This is a genomic window from Kluyvera intermedia, assembly GCF_034424175.1.
In the GTDB taxonomy this organism is placed as follows: Bacteria; Pseudomonadota; Gammaproteobacteria; order Enterobacterales; family Enterobacteriaceae; genus Kluyvera; species Kluyvera intermedia.
In genome coordinates this window covers 277,563-293,812 of record NZ_CP139986.1, presented here as the reverse complement: position 1 = coordinate 293,812, position 16,250 = coordinate 277,563, and the positions used below count along the sequence as shown (strand labels likewise).

The 16,250-nt window shown below is 45.1% G+C and carries 10 protein-coding genes and 4 pseudogenes; 6 read left to right on the top strand and 8 right to left on the bottom strand.

Annotated elements, in window-relative coordinates:
• Positions 1 to 180: 180 nt before the first annotated feature.
• Positions 181 to 294, bottom strand: a pseudogene (locus U0026_RS01330) (IS30 family transposase); the annotation flags it as partial.
• Positions 295 to 459: 165 nt separating this feature from the next.
• Here U0026_RS01330 and U0026_RS01325 point away from each other — a divergent pair.
• Genes U0026_RS01325 through U0026_RS01310 form a run of 4 tightly spaced genes read left to right on the top strand, consistent with a single transcriptional unit; the run spans position 460 to position 6,040 of the window.
• Positions 460 to 1,770: a site-specific integrase gene (locus U0026_RS01325; protein WP_062778833.1), complete on the top strand. Its 1,311-nt coding sequence runs from the start codon at positions 460 to 462 to the stop codon at positions 1,768 to 1,770.
• Between the two features lies 1 nt (position 1,771).
• On the top strand, positions 1,772 to 3,493 hold the full coding sequence (locus U0026_RS01320) for a hypothetical protein (protein ID WP_062778831.1): 1,722 nt from the start codon (positions 1,772 to 1,774) through the stop codon (positions 3,491 to 3,493).
• A complete protein-coding gene (locus U0026_RS01315; protein WP_126440952.1) occupies positions 3,490 to 5,586 on the top strand; it encodes a hypothetical protein in 2,097 nt (698 codons plus the stop codon). The genes U0026_RS01320 and U0026_RS01315 overlap by 4 nt, the downstream gene beginning before the upstream one ends.
• Positions 5,579 to 6,040 carry a hypothetical protein gene (locus tag U0026_RS01310; protein ID WP_062778827.1) on the top strand — a complete coding sequence of 154 codons (462 nt, stop codon included), beginning with the start codon at positions 5,579 to 5,581 and terminating at the stop codon, positions 6,038 to 6,040. Before U0026_RS01315 ends, U0026_RS01310 begins: the two co-directional genes overlap by 8 nt.
• Positions 6,041 to 6,245: 205 nt before the next feature.
• Here U0026_RS01310 and U0026_RS01305 read toward each other — a convergent pair.
• Positions 6,246 to 6,461 (bottom strand): annotated as a pseudogene (locus U0026_RS01305) (transposase); the annotation flags it as partial.
• Between the two features lie 101 nt (positions 6,462 to 6,562).
• Here U0026_RS01305 and U0026_RS01300 point away from each other — a divergent pair.
• Positions 6,563 to 7,060, top strand: coding sequence for a GNAT family N-acetyltransferase (locus U0026_RS01300; RefSeq protein WP_062778825.1), 498 nt, complete (start codon positions 6,563 to 6,565; stop codon positions 7,058 to 7,060).
• A gap of 207 nt (positions 7,061 to 7,267) precedes the next feature.
• Here the strand turns inward: U0026_RS01300 and U0026_RS01295 are convergent, their stop codons facing one another.
• The 3 genes and pseudogenes from U0026_RS01295 to U0026_RS01285 all read right to left on the bottom strand — a co-directional run.
• Complete coding sequence (locus U0026_RS01295; protein ID WP_338418577.1) at positions 7,268 to 8,905, bottom strand: TrlF family AAA-like ATPase; 1,638 nt, start codon at positions 8,903 to 8,905, stop codon at positions 7,268 to 7,270.
• Positions 8,906 to 9,297: 392 nt separating this feature from the next.
• A complete protein-coding gene (locus tag U0026_RS01290) occupies positions 9,298 to 10,302 on the bottom strand; it encodes an IS110-like element IS4321 family transposase (protein ID WP_000427623.1) in 1,005 nt (334 codons plus the stop codon).
• A gap of 78 nt (positions 10,303 to 10,380) precedes the next feature.
• Positions 10,381 to 10,745, bottom strand: a pseudogene (locus U0026_RS01285) (Tn3 family transposase); the annotation flags it as partial.
• Between the two features lie 92 nt (positions 10,746 to 10,837).
• Between U0026_RS01285 and U0026_RS01280 the strand changes: the two are divergent.
• A protein-coding gene (locus tag U0026_RS01280) for an IS1 family transposase (protein WP_241973930.1) occupies positions 10,838 to 11,535 on the top strand; the annotation gives its coding sequence in 2 pieces (ribosomal slippage) (positions 10,838 to 11,087 and positions 11,087 to 11,535; 699 coding nt in all).
• A 14-nt stretch (positions 11,536 to 11,549) separates the two neighbouring features.
• On the opposite strand, the pseudogene U0026_RS01275 reads toward U0026_RS01280, so the two are convergent.
• The 3 genes and pseudogenes from U0026_RS01275 to lacZ form a co-directional block, all read right to left on the bottom strand.
• Positions 11,550 to 11,690, bottom strand: a pseudogene (locus U0026_RS01275) (maltose acetyltransferase domain-containing protein); the annotation flags it as partial.
• Between the two features lie 65 nt (positions 11,691 to 11,755).
• The gene (gene lacY, locus U0026_RS01270) at positions 11,756 to 13,009 is read right to left on the bottom strand and encodes a lactose permease (RefSeq protein WP_039184238.1); all 1,254 of its coding nucleotides are present in this window, start codon (positions 13,007 to 13,009) and stop codon (positions 11,756 to 11,758) included.
• Positions 13,010 to 13,060: 51 nt separating this feature from the next.
• Positions 13,061 to 16,135: a beta-galactosidase gene (gene lacZ / locus U0026_RS01265; RefSeq protein ID WP_039184234.1), complete on the bottom strand. Its 3,075-nt coding sequence runs from the start codon at positions 16,133 to 16,135 to the stop codon at positions 13,061 to 13,063.
• Between the last annotated feature and the right edge of the window lie 115 nt (positions 16,136 to 16,250).

The following is a 16,250-nucleotide window of genomic DNA, read 5'->3' as shown; positions in this document are numbered from 1 at the left end:
CCCAGCTAAAAGTTTAATTTCAAGGTAATCATTTGATTACTTTATTGAGCGCAAATAGCTCATTGCGGTTCAAACCTCAAAAAAACCAACCCTGCCTGGATATCACGTCGATTGCCACCGACCTACTCCAGTTTATTATCACCTCAGTTGTACTTACTATGTCCGTTATCGGCTGTGAGTTCAACTGATGGACGCAACACATTGATTGAACCGCTCTGCGGGTGATTCATAGTCTAGCGTTTTTCTCGGCCTCTCGTTGAGCTGTCTGGCAACACTGTTTAGCCTTTGCTGGCTATCGTAAACCTACACCGCAATTCCCACCGACAACTCTTCCCACCAAGAGGCATGGAACGCATCAACTGAAGTACATATCACATCCACCCGAAGTTTAGGTCAATTTTTGTACTATATTAAGCAAGGTGATAACTTATCTAGAGTTGAATTTTGGGAGCAAAGGTGATGGCCCGAATTATACATTCTGCCAGAGTCACACATGGTGCTAGGGCAAAAATCAGTTTCGACTCAATAGATTATTGCGATGGCATTGAAATAGGCAGCCTGCCTACGCTTTACAATGAACATGGTCAGTTTGTTGAAATTGTAAATTTGTGGTTTTTGGATCTTAAGACAGTCAAAAGGTTAGAAGATATAAGCTCTTCTGCCAGGGCACTGCTTCGTTACTGGTCGTTTCTAGAACGTGAAGAGCTTGAATGGAATCATTTCCCTCCAGTTAAGCGTTTGAAGCCCACATACCGCTTCCGCACCAATGACTTATTAAATGCTGTTAAAGAAGGGACTCTCGCTTTCACAACAGCAAATACTTATATAGGGCATGTGGTTCAATTTTATCTATGGACAATTGAAAATCATCACCTTGTTATTTCAGATGAAAAAGAAGCTCCTTTTACCATTGAGTTTGTTGAACGTAGGAACAATGATGTACTAGCTCATCTTCGACCGAAAGTTAGCGTGCAAACAAGCGATTTACGTATCCGTGTCCCCAAAGTCGCCAATGCCGAAGTTCAGTCATTAACGCCATTATCTCAAGAACATCTTTCCTTACTTTCATCGAACCTGTGTCATCAATCTACCGAATTTATGCTTATGGTTTTGCTTGCTTGTAAAAGTGGATTGAGACTTCGTGAAGTGTGCAGCCTCACAATTGAAGCACTGTCTCAAGCTAGGCCCGCCAACGAACTAAAGTTGCGTTATATGATCACCATTGGCCCTCAAAATGGGGTTGAGACAAAATTCAGAAAAAAAAGGACGATAGAAGTACCCTCTCCCCTATTAAACGCATTACAACGCTACGCCTTGTCAGAAAGAAGGCAAAAAAGACTTTCAAAATTACATGCAAAAATAGCCAAGCAAGAAATATCTAGGGTCAAAATTTCGGACAATATTAAGAAATCCCTTAAGAAAGCCTCTCGATTTGAACCTCTTTTTATCAGTCAGCAAGGAAATTGCAGCCAACCAGAAGTTCTAAACTCACGATGGGTAGCATTCAGGAATGAACTCGCTAAAAAAGAGCCTGGCTTTCGCTATCGGTTTCATGACCTCCGAAGTACTTATGCCACATACAGACTACAAGACCTGCTGGAAAGTAGTCTTACCGAGGGAGAGGCTCTTGACTGCATTATGGGATGGATGGGGCATAATAACGAAAGAACTACATTTAAATATATCCGCTACTTGAAAAAAAATGAAATGTTCAAATATGTCTTCTCACTGCTGGATTCAGTGATGGATAATGCCATAAGGGGCAATTAAAATGATTGAAAAAAGACCCCCTCTTTCTGATGAAATTTTATCAATACAAGTTACTGACGGAGGTAACTGTTTAAAAAATCTATATTTCAATCGCTACAACTATTTATATTTCCCGTCATTTCGCACTATTCTAAGAGGGGAATGCGTTGTTGTACCCAGAGAAATTAGCGCTGAAAGTATATACATTGCTTTCAAAGATAGCAGCTATGCTCCGGCTTCAAAATTTTCTTTGTTTGAGGCTTTTAGACAATACATCTATTTTTGCGATGCAAACAATCACCCAACCTTTACTAATAAATCCGTGTTCGCTTATAGTGATTACCTTATATATAAAAATAAATGTGGGGAAATAAAAAACAGTTCATACACTACTGCAATAAGTACCACTAAGAAACTTTTCGCTTTGCTTGATTTACCTGAGAGATGGTTTGATGAACTCCCAACATTAGGAAGATCTCAGTCAGAGTCATATAAATCCTACAGCGATAACGATTTAAAAAAATTACTTCCATTGCTACGGGCTTTTTTCAAACAACTTTCCAAACAATTTCTTCAGAAGCCAAAGATTTATATGTCACAAGGTAAAAATAATACGCCAATGAATTTTATATGGGAAGGGAGAGTATACTCTATATATGGAAGCATCAGTCAATTAATGACTTGTGGTGTATATTTAATGTCATACTATACTTGGGCCAACACTACTACACTGCTTGCAATTGAAAGGCCCAGAATAACAAAAAACAATTTAAATGAAGTTTGGTACCAAATGCCCGCATTTAAACGCCGAGCATTTAGAGTTATCACAGTTCAAATTGGAGATCACGGACAACTAAACGTCCCAAAATATTCACTGGAATTTTTCAACCAACTTCTTAAAGTTTCAAAAGCAATTTCAGTTAGTAGCAATTTACTTTTTCAGACTGCGTCACTTAATCGTACCGCTCGATTAACAGCATATCATATGCAAAACTTCAATAAATTCCTGTATGAGACATTTAATTTAACCGATGATAAAGGATTTAGCTTAACACCTATTGTATCGAGGTTCCGTGCAACTGGCAGTCAATTGATACAATTACATCACTCTCACATACAGAGTGCATCTCTCTTAGGGAATTTACCGCAAACGACCCGCAGATATTACTCTGAAGGAAATGAATACGAAAATCAGTCAATGATCCAAGAGACAGTATCTATTTTAGCAGATAAAGCAAAGCATGGTGGAAACGTACAGCAATCAAAATCAAGAATAAAAAATGAACTTAATGTTGAAATTTTAACATATGAAAACATGCTTAAAATGAAGTCACCCCCGATGCGACAAGCCCATGGTAGTTATTGCAAAAACCCGTTTGGGGAACAAGCGAAAAGATTTTTACAACGAGCACAAAGACATGACTTAATTTCTACAGAAAAGTTTGCCTGCTCAGATCTGTTGATATGCTTCTCCTGCCCTCATCAAGTTATTGTTGCCGAACCTACTGACATCTGGTGTTTATTAAGTTTTAAAGAATGTATAGAAGAGAGTATTTATAAGCACGTTAATCACTACCATTTCCACCAAAATTATGACTCTGTCTTGACATTAATAGAAAAGATATTGCTGAATATTGATAAAAAAACCCTTTCAAAAGCAACTCAAAAATTGCTGGACGAGGGGCCTCATCCTTTATGGCAAGATCAATCATTTCTTTACCCATTTAATAGTAAGGAAGCATGATGAGAAAACATACTCTGGAAATCTATTTGCCTGACAATATTAATGAGAATCATTGTCCAGAAACTTGTGATGTAGTCTCTCTTCATAGAGCTCAATGCTTCAAAGAGTTAAATGATGTTGCTATTTGTATGGATGACAAGGGGAGTATAGCTGCCAAGTTTGGTGATATTATCTGGAATTGCTCCCCTTTAATAATAACTAAAAACTTAACACATAAACAAATTAATTTCTCCGAACTTAAGTCTCATTCATCACTATTATACGAAATGAAACTTATCTGTTATGGTTGGTTATTTACAAAAAATATGAAATACAGTTCCCCCACAAAAACATCAACAATCATTTCCAGATCATCAGGTTTGAAGAAAAGTTATAATTTTCTTATGTTAAATAATCTCGACAGCATTTCTCGCATAAGCGAACCTGCAACATGGGAAAAATATTTATCTTTCCTTGAAGGTGAAAGAATGAGCGCAGGAACAATAGTTCATATACTTTCTGCTCTTCAACAAGCTCATCAGATGTTCCCTTGGATGGGATTTGATTACCCTGAAATAATATTCAAACCAACACCTTTAAGTAAAAAGATATGCCGAGAAGAAGCAACCGAAAGAGAACAGACATTAGCCATACCGGAAGGTATCGCAGATAAATTATTACACAATGCGGTAAATCTCGTCGAAACTGCGTGGCAACATAGAGACAAGCTGGGTGAAACGGAGCGACGTCTTCAGGAAAACTACAAACTAGGAGAACAAGAAGTTCATAATAAAATAAAATCGGGACAATGGAAATGGCTAACGGTTCAAGAAGGTACCCCTGAATTTAGGCATCATTTTGCCAAAGAAACTTCCCATTTTTCCCCCTTCAAACCATCCGATATCATTTCAGAACTTCTTGGTGAATACCCTGACCGGCCGACCGATGCTAATGGAGCCTGGTGGCATCTGCAGCGCGGGAATCTTACGGCCGCTTGTTTTGTTTGCTGCGCAGCATTCTCCGGTATGCGCGAAAGTGAACTTTTTGAGCTAACTTCGGATAGTTATTACAATGCTATATACAGCGGTAGAACCTTTCATTTTCTAAAAGGGAAAACCCATAAAATAGGGGAAAAGCATACTGAGTGGGTTGTAGCTCCTATCGTTCAAAAAGCGGTGGAACTTATGAGCGTATTAACAAAACATTTAAGAGAGTTCTTGCTACAAGAAGCATTAACCGAGAGGGACAAAGAACTTGCACAATGCCTTTGGCTTTCCCAAGGGCAGCGCTCTACTGACCCCAAAAGAATATCGTGCTGGATTTTACGGCTTAGGAATTTCTCCAAATATGCTGGTGCAATAGTTTCGGAAAAAGATTATGCAGAATGTCTTCGAGCCAACCCCAATAGCCAAGAAAAGATTAAGAACCATGTTCATGTTGGAATACACTGGAAACTTTCCCCTCATCAATTCAGAAGAACTCTTGCTTTTTTTACAATTAAAAACAGATTGGGGAATGCTATAGCCATCAAACAACAATTTAAGCATCTCTATCTACAGATGTCTGAATGGTATTGCGAAGGTGGTATCCCTTCACGCCTGGATGAAGTAGAAGCTGACCAAGAATTACAGAAAATGATAGATACAATAGGTAATGAGCAAATTACCCAAAAGTACTGGTCTTGGTTTCATGGTACTGAAGTACTCTCTGGAAGTCATGGGAAAGATATTCTTAAATTGAGGGATGATTTACCAGTCATGTTTAACAGTTGGGATCAAGTTTATAAACTGGTGAAAGATAAAAAAATCACTTTGCACGGAACGCTACATGGCTATTGTAAGAATGGATATGACTGTGAGATGGATGGGGTCGTCAACCCTGCATTCTGCGTAGATTGCAGTACACATGGAAGTATTATAGATAGCGAGCAGGCAGCATGGTGGAAAAGCAAACATGAAACTTTAGTCTTATACCTAACTGAAAACACAGGAGTATCAATGGCGGTTTATACTCATTGCATTACGCAAATTCGTGCGGCTGAGAAAGTGATGTCTGACTTTTCAATAGAATATCGACCCTATCAACCTGAAATAGAGATCAGGACAGATGAATAAGAAAGACAACACACTCTTAAGACTTGAGACAGCCTTAGACCGAATTTTATGTGGCGAGCCAAAGAGAATTTTACAATCTCGGAAACTTAGTGTTCGTGCTGTAGAGGTTGAATCTGGCCTCGGTAATGGAAGTGCATATTACTACCCTGAAATTATTGAAAAAATCACGAAAATCAAGCAAGAGAGTAATTCTCCCTTTGCCGTAAGCAGTCCAAAAAATCAACAAAAAAAATGGAAGCAGAAAGCACTTGAAGCGGAACGATTAAAAAACAAATTCCGAGATGAAAACATTGCATTGAAAACTTTTAATGCACAAATTGCCGCGGACCAATACAAGCAAATGAGTTCTTTAAGAGATGCATTACATCATATATTGGAACTTGAAAAAATAATTGACAGACTAAATTCAGAACTTATTGAGACGAAAAGAAAAAACATTACCCTACTCAAATAGTAAAGTACTGTAAAACACAGTTAATGTGTATAGCAAATTTAATCTGACGTTCTCAATTTAACATTTTAAATAGCTGATCAACCTCCACTCCGTAAAAATTTTGGACTATATTTTAAGAATTGGAGGAGTTGTAAGCTGTATTTGTGCTGACACAGCTATGGCGCAGAGTAAAACCTAATCTGACAGGCAGTCCTGTGCTGTGAGCTCAAGCAATGGATGCAACACACTGGTTAAATCGCTCTGCGGGTGATTCAAAGTCTAGTGTTTTTGTCGGCCTCTCGTTAAGTTGCCTAGCAATACTATTTAATCTTTGCTGGCTGTGAACTGAAAGGCTTGTTCCTTTTGGAAAATACTCTCTGAGCAATCTAATCGTATTTTCATTTGAACCACGCTGCCAGGGGGATTGAGGATCACAAAAATAAAATCGCTTACTCACTGTTACTTTTTATATTTTAAATGGATAAAAAAAGCGTAATATTCATAGTTTAAATTAGTCAATTATATGTAAAGAGAGTCTCGAAGATGGAAGTAATATTAATAGCCAAGAGCCCTAAAAATTGCGACGCAAATGAGTTAAAAACATTTGAAAAACTAGTAATCGAGGGGTCGGAAGTCGATCCTGTGGGGCTAAGTGGAAGGATATTGGATGCTGAGCATCTGTTCTTTATCTATACCAAGGAACGATGCGTTGGTATTGGTGCAATTAAGCGTCCAGGAGCAGGGTATAAATTAGGTTCTTTTGAAAAGGCTGGAGTTTCCGAGCAAGAAAAATACGATTTTGAGTTAGGATGGGTCTACGTCAATGAAAAAATGAGAGGACTACAACTAGGAAGTAAATTAATGGAATCAATATGTCATTACATATCTGAGAATTTATCAGACAAGGGATGCTTTGCCACTGTTCGTCAAATTAATACTCGTATGCAGCATTTGTTCGTAAAGTATAATTTTTCAAAAATCGGTCATTCATACAAAAGTGGAAGGGGCGATTATTTCCTAGATCTATATGTAAAAGCATAATCAGCCCAAACATTCCTATGTAACAACGGGCATACATCTTTAATACAATGAAATTGAGTACGAAGCTAAACATTTCAAAATCCGCTCCTCGCCAAAGGCAGAGTTGCCAACTTTTAGCTGTCAACTTTGTGCCAGGAGCGGACGTTAACGATCAAGCATCGGCGGCAATTGAGCGCAGCGGAATTGCCGTCCGAGTGCAGCGCCTTTTTATGTGATTACTGCATTGATTCTTTTATATCTTTGGGTAAAGGCCTCTCTGCCACCTTCCATCACTCGGCATATCTCATCGCGTATGGAAGGCTCTTGAAGACCCCCTTGCGTCACAATTCTGGTTTGGCCAGACCTAATATCAAGGGCAATGACGTTTTCCGCGTCACCATTCACAACGATGTTGGCGTTGTGCGTGACCACTAAAACCTGCCGTTTCTGTTTGATCTCCCGCAATTGCGTCACGATCAGGTCATAGATCAAGTGGTTGTCAAGATCGTCCTCAGGCTGATCAAGTACGAGAGGCTCATTGCCATATGAAAGGATAAATGCAAGGAGAGCAGCCGTTTTTTGACCCGGAGATCCTTGCTCTACGGGTTTGAAGCTCTCGCCATTCTTAAGGCTATATCTGATATCCAGAGAATCACCTGGAAACCAGCATTGAATTCGATCTATCTGTTCCGGAGTTAGCCCCTGAATGTGGGATACAAAGCGTCGATCTTTGGAGGAAGCCACCGCTATAGTATCGTTTGCATGGATTGCAAGTAGCAATGATTTCAATGTCTCAATTTTTTCATCCATAGTTCTGGATTGCTCTTGCGTTAGATTAGCCAGCAAGCCCTCATCCCCGTCAACTACCCCAATATCGCGATCAAAGCCGCCACTGCCGCGGCCGATCAGGTTACGGAATTCTTCCTCAACCGTGAGCTTGTTTCCAAACGGAATGACATTGATCTGTACATATGAATTGCCGACGAGGGTCTCCTTGAGAAAGTCCTCGCGAAGCTTGGTTATCATGGCCCGATGCTCATGGAGCTTGACCAAGCACTCTTCTGCGCTCTTCTGATGTTGCGCAAGAGTTTCTCTCTTTTTGTTGAATCCTTTGAGCTTATCTTCGAAATCTTGCCGCTGCTTAACCAGAACACTATATGCAGATGGATCGCCCGCATCTGCTGCACTGAGTTGACCGAGGAGGTCGGTGTATTCCTGGTTCGCCGTTGTGATTTTTTTCGATATTCTCAAGTCTGGCCGCGCTTGATTCCATGCGCTCTTCGCATCATCAATCCGCTGCGCGATTGAATTCATCTCTATCTGGAGCTTCTCAAAAGTCGCACGGATGCCCTCGACGTTATCGATGAGTTCTTTGTCATCCGCATTCCCAACGTCGAAATGTTGTAAATCCAATTCTGGTGGCAACAGACTTCCTGAAATATCCCGGACCTGTTCGGCGGAACCTTCCCAGGTCTTTCCCCAAGAGTCCATAGCCTTACTCTGGTTCTGTCTGAGCTGGTAAGTCTTCAGGACATCCGCGTGGCCCGCCTTTTCAAAAACATCGAGCTTGCGTTTGACGTCCTCAAGCTGACCTTTGGTTACGGATTCCTCCTGAAGTCCGGCCTGAACTTCACGCTCCTGGGCGCGAATCGAGAGATATTTGGAAAGCAATTCCTCCCACTTAAGCTGCCAATCACGATGATTGACCGCTGGGGCATCATCGACAACCTGCAAGAGTGCCTGGGGATGCTTCGCCAGTTCGAATATCTGTTTCTGGCTGTAAATCCTGACAGGAAATCGTTGTGCTATGTCTCCCTCCGAAGTGCTCCAGATTCCGGGCGCGGTCTCTTCCTCTATGCCGTAGATGTTGTCGGTGTTAGACCAGGTGATTCGAAAACGGCCACCGTCTTTTCGAAAGCCGACGGTAATTTTCGTGGCATCTTTTAACAGCCCTTCATCCTGGCGGTCTTTCGACGTTTGAGGGGTCCGCTTGGAAAACGGAATCTATGGTCACTCCCGTTTTTGCAACACCGATTTTGACGACAAGTTGGCTTGCTTGAATCTATCCGGCGTCTGAATGGGATTTTATTCCCGCGCCTTGATGAGTTCCGCGCCTGATGAACCTCCAGAAAATATACGGCTTCAATGAGCCTTTCCGTTTTACAGGTTCCTCAACAGGCCGGTGGGCCGTTAGTATCATCAATATCAGTATTCGCAAAACCAGATCAGTAATTCTTTAAACCGGTGTATTTCTGCCGTTATGCTACATAAGTTTGCTGTCGTGCCGTTAGGGCCCAGGCTATTCTGGCCAGCTTGTTTGCCAGAGCACAAGTGACGACAAAGTTGCTTTTCCGGCACAGTAAATCCCTGACCCAATCGGCCAATTTGCCAGACTGGTGTTCCAGTTTTTGTATGAATACCCTGGCACATTGAACCAACAAAGTTCGGATCTTTTTATTACCTCGCTTACTAATTCCCAGCAATGTCGTCCTACCTCCCGTGCTGTACTGCCGAGGTACAAGCCCTGTTGCCGCCGCAAAGTCACGGCTGCTGGCGTACTGCTTCCCGTCGCCAATCTCAGTTGAAATAGTACTCGCTGTCAGTGTTCCGACGCAGGGAATGCTCAGCAAGCGCTGTCCAACCTCATCTTCGTCCAACTTTCGTTTCAACTGGGATTCCAAATCTTTAATCTGCTCAACAAGATAGTGATAATGCTGTTGTAATTTCAGCAATAACTGGCTGAGGTAAAGAGGCAAACTATTATCCTCAAGAATGGTACTCAGTCGGCTAATAACGGCAGCTCCTCGGGGAACGCTAATGCCAAATTCCAGCAGAAAAGCATGCATTTGATTGGTTGTTTTTACCTTATCCTGAACCAGGGATTCACGGACACGATGCAGAGCCCGCATTGCCTGCTGAGATTCCGTTCTGGGCTGCACAAAACGCATAGACGGACGCGATGCAGCTTCACAAATAGCTTCGGCGTCGACAAAGTCGTTTTTATTGCTTTTAACGAACGGGCGGACAAATTGTGGTGATATCAGCTTTGGGGAATGCCCCAACTCTTCCAACTTGCGTGCCATAAAGTGAGAACCGCCACAGGCTTCCATTGCGATGGTTGTAGCGGGGCATGTCGCCAAAAATTCGATCAACTTTGGCCGGGTAAATTTTTTACGGTAAACAGCCTTCCCGCGACGATCCTGGCAATGAATATGGAAAGAGTTTTTACCCAGATCGATACCAATGAGCGCAATGTTTTCCATGATAGTTCTCCGAATGAAAGCCTGTCCTCAGCATAGTACCGGGAAGGAGGGAGTGACCATCTCATTAATTATCCTACGCTAAGCCTGTTTTTTGTACATATTACTATTCACTGAGCGTAATGCGCGGTATTTACCCTGTCCCAGTTTGAGGTTCGTTCTCCAGACGTAATCCCCGCTCAGGTTGATATGTTCCCATCCCAGTGGTGACAGATGGTAATCAGTTGCTCATTAATCGGGATCCCTTTTCGTCTCAAAGAATCTATCGCTCTTTCTATATATACCGTATTCCACAGTGAGATCGCCGCAGTCAGCAACGTCAGACCGCTGGCTCGATAGCTCTGATTCTCCAGCCCCCGATCTCTGATTTCACCCAGCCGATGCATAAAGACCGCTCGCGCAAGGGCATTGCGAGCCTCACCTTTATTCAGCCCCGCCTGTATTTTAACGAGGAATATACATGCGACGTAATGCACAAAAATGGGTGATGCTGCCAACTTACTGATTTAGTGTATGATGGTGTTTTTGAGGTGCTCCAGTGGCTTCTGTTTCTATCAGCTGTCCCTCCTGTTCAGCTACTGACGGGGTGGTGCGTAACGGCAAAAGCACTGCCGGACATCAGCGCTATCTCTGCTCTCACTGCCGTAAAACATGGCAACTGCAGTTCACTTACACCGCTTCTCAACCCGGTACGCACCAGAAAATCATTGATATGGCCATGAATGGCGTCGGATGTCGCGCCAGTGCACGCATTATGGGCGTTGGCCTCAACACGGTTTTACGTCACTTAAAAAACTCAGGCCGCAGTCGGTAACCTCGCGCATACAACCGGGCAGTGATGTGATTGTCTGCGCTGAAATGGACGAACAGTGGGGCTACGTCGGTGCTAAATCACGTCAGCGCTGGCTGTTTTACGCGTATGACAGGATACGGAGGACGGTTGTGGCGCACGTCTTCGGTGAACGCACTCTGGCGACGCTGGGGCGTCTTATGAGCCTGCTATCACCCTTTGACGTGGTGATATGGATGACGGATGGCTGGCCGCTGTATGAATCCCGCCTGAAGGGAAAGCTGCACGTAATCAGCAAGCGATATACGCAGCGAATTGAGCGGCATAACCTGAATCTGAGGCAGCACCTGGCACGGCTGGGACGGAAGTCGCTGTCGCTCTCAAAATCGGTGGAGCTGCATGACAAAGTCATCGGGCATTATCTGAACATAAAACACTATCAATAAGTTGGAGTCATTACCCTTTTTTCAACTTCTGATGGATGCGAGTGATTGAACTCATACATTAATGTTTTCCCACGAAGTCTTTTTTCAGGTAAGCCTTCGCACATATCGGTAAATAGCTTGCCTGCTTTTATTTTTTCTGTCATCGACATGTTCATTTTTAACATTCCGTCCTGATAAGTTGGTCGGATAAGGCGCTCGCGCCGTATCCGACATTAATTTCTTAAGCGACTTCATTCACCTTGCGACGCAGCAGGGAAAGTGGGCCGGGGCCGCTAAGCGTGAACACGGAAATTAAGGTGAAGCCCAGCGCCACCAGACCCAGCACCAGGTAAGCGCCCTGGAAACCGATGCTTTCATACATATTGCCCGCCAGAATAGACATAAAAATCATCGCCAGTTGCTTAAAGAAGCAGAAACTGACCAGATAAATCGTCGCTGAAAAACGCACTTCAAACTGGCTGGTAATATATTTAAAGCAGCCCACCAGCAGGAACGGTACTTCAAACATATGCAGCGTTTTCAGAATAACCACTTCCAGTGCTGAGGTAGCGAACGATGAGCCAATAATACGTACTGACATAATAGTGCCAGCCAGCAGCAGGGCGTTTTTCCCACCGATGCGATTAATGATCAGTGGCGCAAAAAACATAATCGAGGCGTTAAGTAATTCGCCCATTGTCGTTACGTAGCCAAATACCCGCGTACCCTGTTCACCGGTAGCAAAGAACGAAGTAAAGAAATTAGCAAACTGTTGGTCAAAAACATCGTAGGTGCAGGAAACGCCAATAACATACAGTGACAAAAACCACAGTTTTGGCTGTCTGAACAGTTCCAGCGCCAGCTTAAGGCTAAATGCCGAATGGTTGGCACCTACCGCATTGGCAACCGTGGCAGAAGAGGGCGCATCCGTTTTGGCGAAAAAGAGTAAAACGGCGAGGATGAATGCACAGCCAGAACCCAGCCAGAAAACAAACTGATTATTGATGGTGAACATGATGCCGACAATCGAGGCACACAGCGCCCAGCCAACACAGCCAAACATCCGCGCGCGACCAAATTCGAAATTACTGCGACGGCTGACTTTCTCGATAAATGCCTCTACTGCTGGCGCACCGGCGTTAAAACAAAAGCCTAGATAAATACCACCAACAATCGATCCTACTAAAATGTTGTATTGTAACAGTGGCCCGAAGATAAAAATAAAGAACGGCGCAAACATCACTAACATGCCGGTAATAATCCACAGCAGGTATTTGCGCAGCCCGAGTTTGTCAGAAAGCAGACCAAACAGCGGTTGGAATAATAGCGAGAACAGAGAAATAGCGGCAAAAATAATACCCGTATCACTTTTGCTGATATGGTTGATGTCATGTAGCCAAATCGGGAAAAACGGGAAGTAGGCTCCCATGATAAAAAAGTAAAAGAAAAAGAATAAACCGAACATCCAAAAGTTTGTGTTTTTTAAATAGTACATAATGGATTTCCTTACGCGAAATACGGGCAGACATGGCCTGCCCGGTTATTATTATTTTTGACACCAGAGCAACTGGTAATGGTAGCGACCGGCGCTAAGCTGGAATTCCGCCGACACTGACGGGCTCCAGGAGTCGTCGCCACCAATCCCCATATGGAAACCGTCGATATTCAGCCATGTGCCTTCTTCCGCGTGCAGCAGATGGCGATGGCTGGTTTCCATCAGTTGCTGTTGACTGTAGCGGCTGATGTTGAACTGGAAGTCGCCGCGCCACTGGTGTGGGCCATAATTCAATTCGCGCGTCCCGCAGCGCAGACCGTTTTCGCTCGGGAAGACGTACGGGGTATACATGTCTGACAATGGCAGATCCCAGCGGTCAAAACAGGCCGCAGTAAGGCGGTCGGGATAGTTTTCTTGCGGCCCTAATCCGAGCCAGTTTACCCGCTCTGCTACCTGCGCCAGCTGGCAGGTCAGGCCAATCCGCGCCGGATGTGGCGTATTGCTCGCCACTTCAACATCAACGGTAATCGCCATTTGACCACTTCCATCAATCCGGTAGGTTTTCCGGCTGATAAATAAGGTTTTCCCCTGATGCTGCCACGCGTGGACCGTGGTAATCAGCACCGCGTCGGCAAGTGTATCTGCCGTGCACTGCAACAACGCTGCTTCGGCCTGGTAATGGCCCGCCGCCTTCCAGCGTTCGACCCAGGCGTTAGGGTCAATGCGGGTCGTTTCACTTACGCCAATGTCATTATCCAGCGGTGCACGGGTGAATTGATCGCGCAGCGGCGTCAGCAGTTGTTTTTCATCGCCGATCCACATTTGTGAAAGAAGACCTGACAACCGGTTAAATTGCCAACGCTTATTACCAAGTTCGATGCAAAAATCCGTTTCGCTGGTGGTCAGTTGCGGGATGGCGTGGGGCGCGGAGGGTTGTGTCACGCTGAGGTTTTCCGCCAGACGCCATTGCTGCCAGGCGCTGATGTGCCCGGCTGCTGACCATGTGGTCGCGTTCGGTTGCACTACGTGAACCGTTAGCCAGAGTTGCCCGGTGCTCTCCGGCTGCGGTAGTTCAGGCAGTTCAATCAACTGTTTTCCTTGTGGAGCGACATCCAGAGGCACTTCACCGCTTGTCAGCAGCTTGCCATCCAGCGCCACCATCCAGCGCAGGAGCTCGTTATCGCTATGACGGAACAGGTATTCGCTGGTCACTTCGATGGTTTGCCCGGATAAACGGAACTGGAAAAACTGCTGCTGGTGTTTTGCTTCTGTCAGCGCTGGATGCGGCGTGCGGTCTGCAAAGACCAGACCGTTCATGCAGAACTGGCGATCGTTCGGCGTATCGCCAAAATCACCGCCGTAAGCCGACCACGGGTTGCCGTTTTCATCATATTTAATCAGTGATTGATCGACCCAGTCCCAGACGAAGCCGCCCTGTAAACGGGGGTATTGACGAAACGCCTGCCAGTATTTAGCGAAGCCACCAAGACTGTTACCCATTGCGTGGGCATATTCGCAAAGGATCAGCGGACGCAGTTCTCCAGGCAGCGAAAGCCATTTTTTGATGGACCATTTCGGCACAGCCGGGAAGGGCTGGTCTTCATCCACACGCGCGTACATCGGGCAAATAATATCGGTTGCGGAGGTGTCGGCTCCGCCGCCTTCATACTGTACCGGGCGGGAAGGATCGACAGATTTAATCCAGCGATAGAGCGCATCGTGATTAGCACCGTGGCCTGATTCATTCCCCAGCGACCAGATGATCACACTCGGGTGATTACGATCGCGCTGCACCATTCGCGTTACGCGTTCGCTCATCGCGGGTAGCCAGAGCGGATCATCGGTCAGACGATTCATTGGCACCATGCCGTGGGTTTCAATATTGGCTTCATCCACCACGTACAGGCCGTAGCGGTCGCACAACGTGTACCACAGCGGATGATTCGGATAATGCGAACAGCGCACGGCGTTAAAGTTGTTCTGCTTCATCAGCAGGATATCCTGCACCATCGTCTGCTCATCCATGACCTGACCATGCAGAGGATGATGCTCGTGACGGTTAACACCGCGAATCAACAACGGCTTGCCGTTCAGCAGCAGCAGGCCATTTTCAATCCGCACCTCGCGGAAACCGACATCGCAGGCTTCTGCTTCAATCAGCATGCCGTCGGCGGTGTGCAGTTCAATCACCGCACGGTAGAGATTCGGGATTTCGGCGCTCCACAGCGCCGGGTTTTCGACGTTCAGACGTAGCGTGACGCGATTGGCATAACCGCCACGCTCATCGATAATTTCACCGCCGAAAGGCGCGGTGCCGCTGGCGACCTGTGTTTCACCCTGCCACAAAGAAACCGTCACCCTCAGCTCATCGCGCAGCACGCCGTACATCTGAACTTTTGCCTCCAGTACAGCGCGGCTGAAATCATCATTAAAGTGAGTAACAACATGGAAATCGCTGATTTGTGTGGTCGGTTTGTGCAGCAACGAGACGTCACGGAAAATGCCGCTCATCCGCCACATATCCTGATCTTCCAGATAATTGCCGTTACTCCAGCGCAGCACCATCACCGCGAGGCGGTTTTCTCCGGCGTGTAAAAATGCGCTCAGGTCAAATTCAGACGGCAAACGACTGTCCTGTCCGTAACCGACCCAGCGCCCGTTGCACCACAAATGAAACGCCGAGTTAACACCATCAAAAATAATTCGCGTCTGGCCTTCCTGTAGCCAGCTTTCATCAATATTAAATGTGAGCGAGTAACAACCCGTCGGATTCTCCGTGGGAACATACGGTGGATTGACCGCAATGGGATAGGTCACGTTGGTGTAGATAGGCGCATCGTAACCGTGCATCTGCCAGTTTGAGGGGACGATGACAGTATCGGCGTCAGGAAGATCGCGCTCCAGCCAGCTTTCTGGTACCGCTTCTGGTGCCGGAAACCAGGCAAAGCGCCATTCACCATTCAGGCTGCGCGACTCTTGGGAAGGGCGATCGGTGCGAGCCTCTTCGCTATTACGCCAGCTGGCGAAAGGGGGATGTGCCGCAAGGCGATTAAGTTGGGTAACGCCAGGGTTTTCCCAGTCACGACGTTGTAATACGACGGCCAGTGAATCCGTAATCATTGTCATAGTTGTATCCTGTGTGAATTGTTATCCGCTCACATTTTCGCATAACATACGAGCCGGACACATGAGTGTAAAGCCTGGGGTGCCTAATGAGTGAGCTGACTCACATTAATTGCGT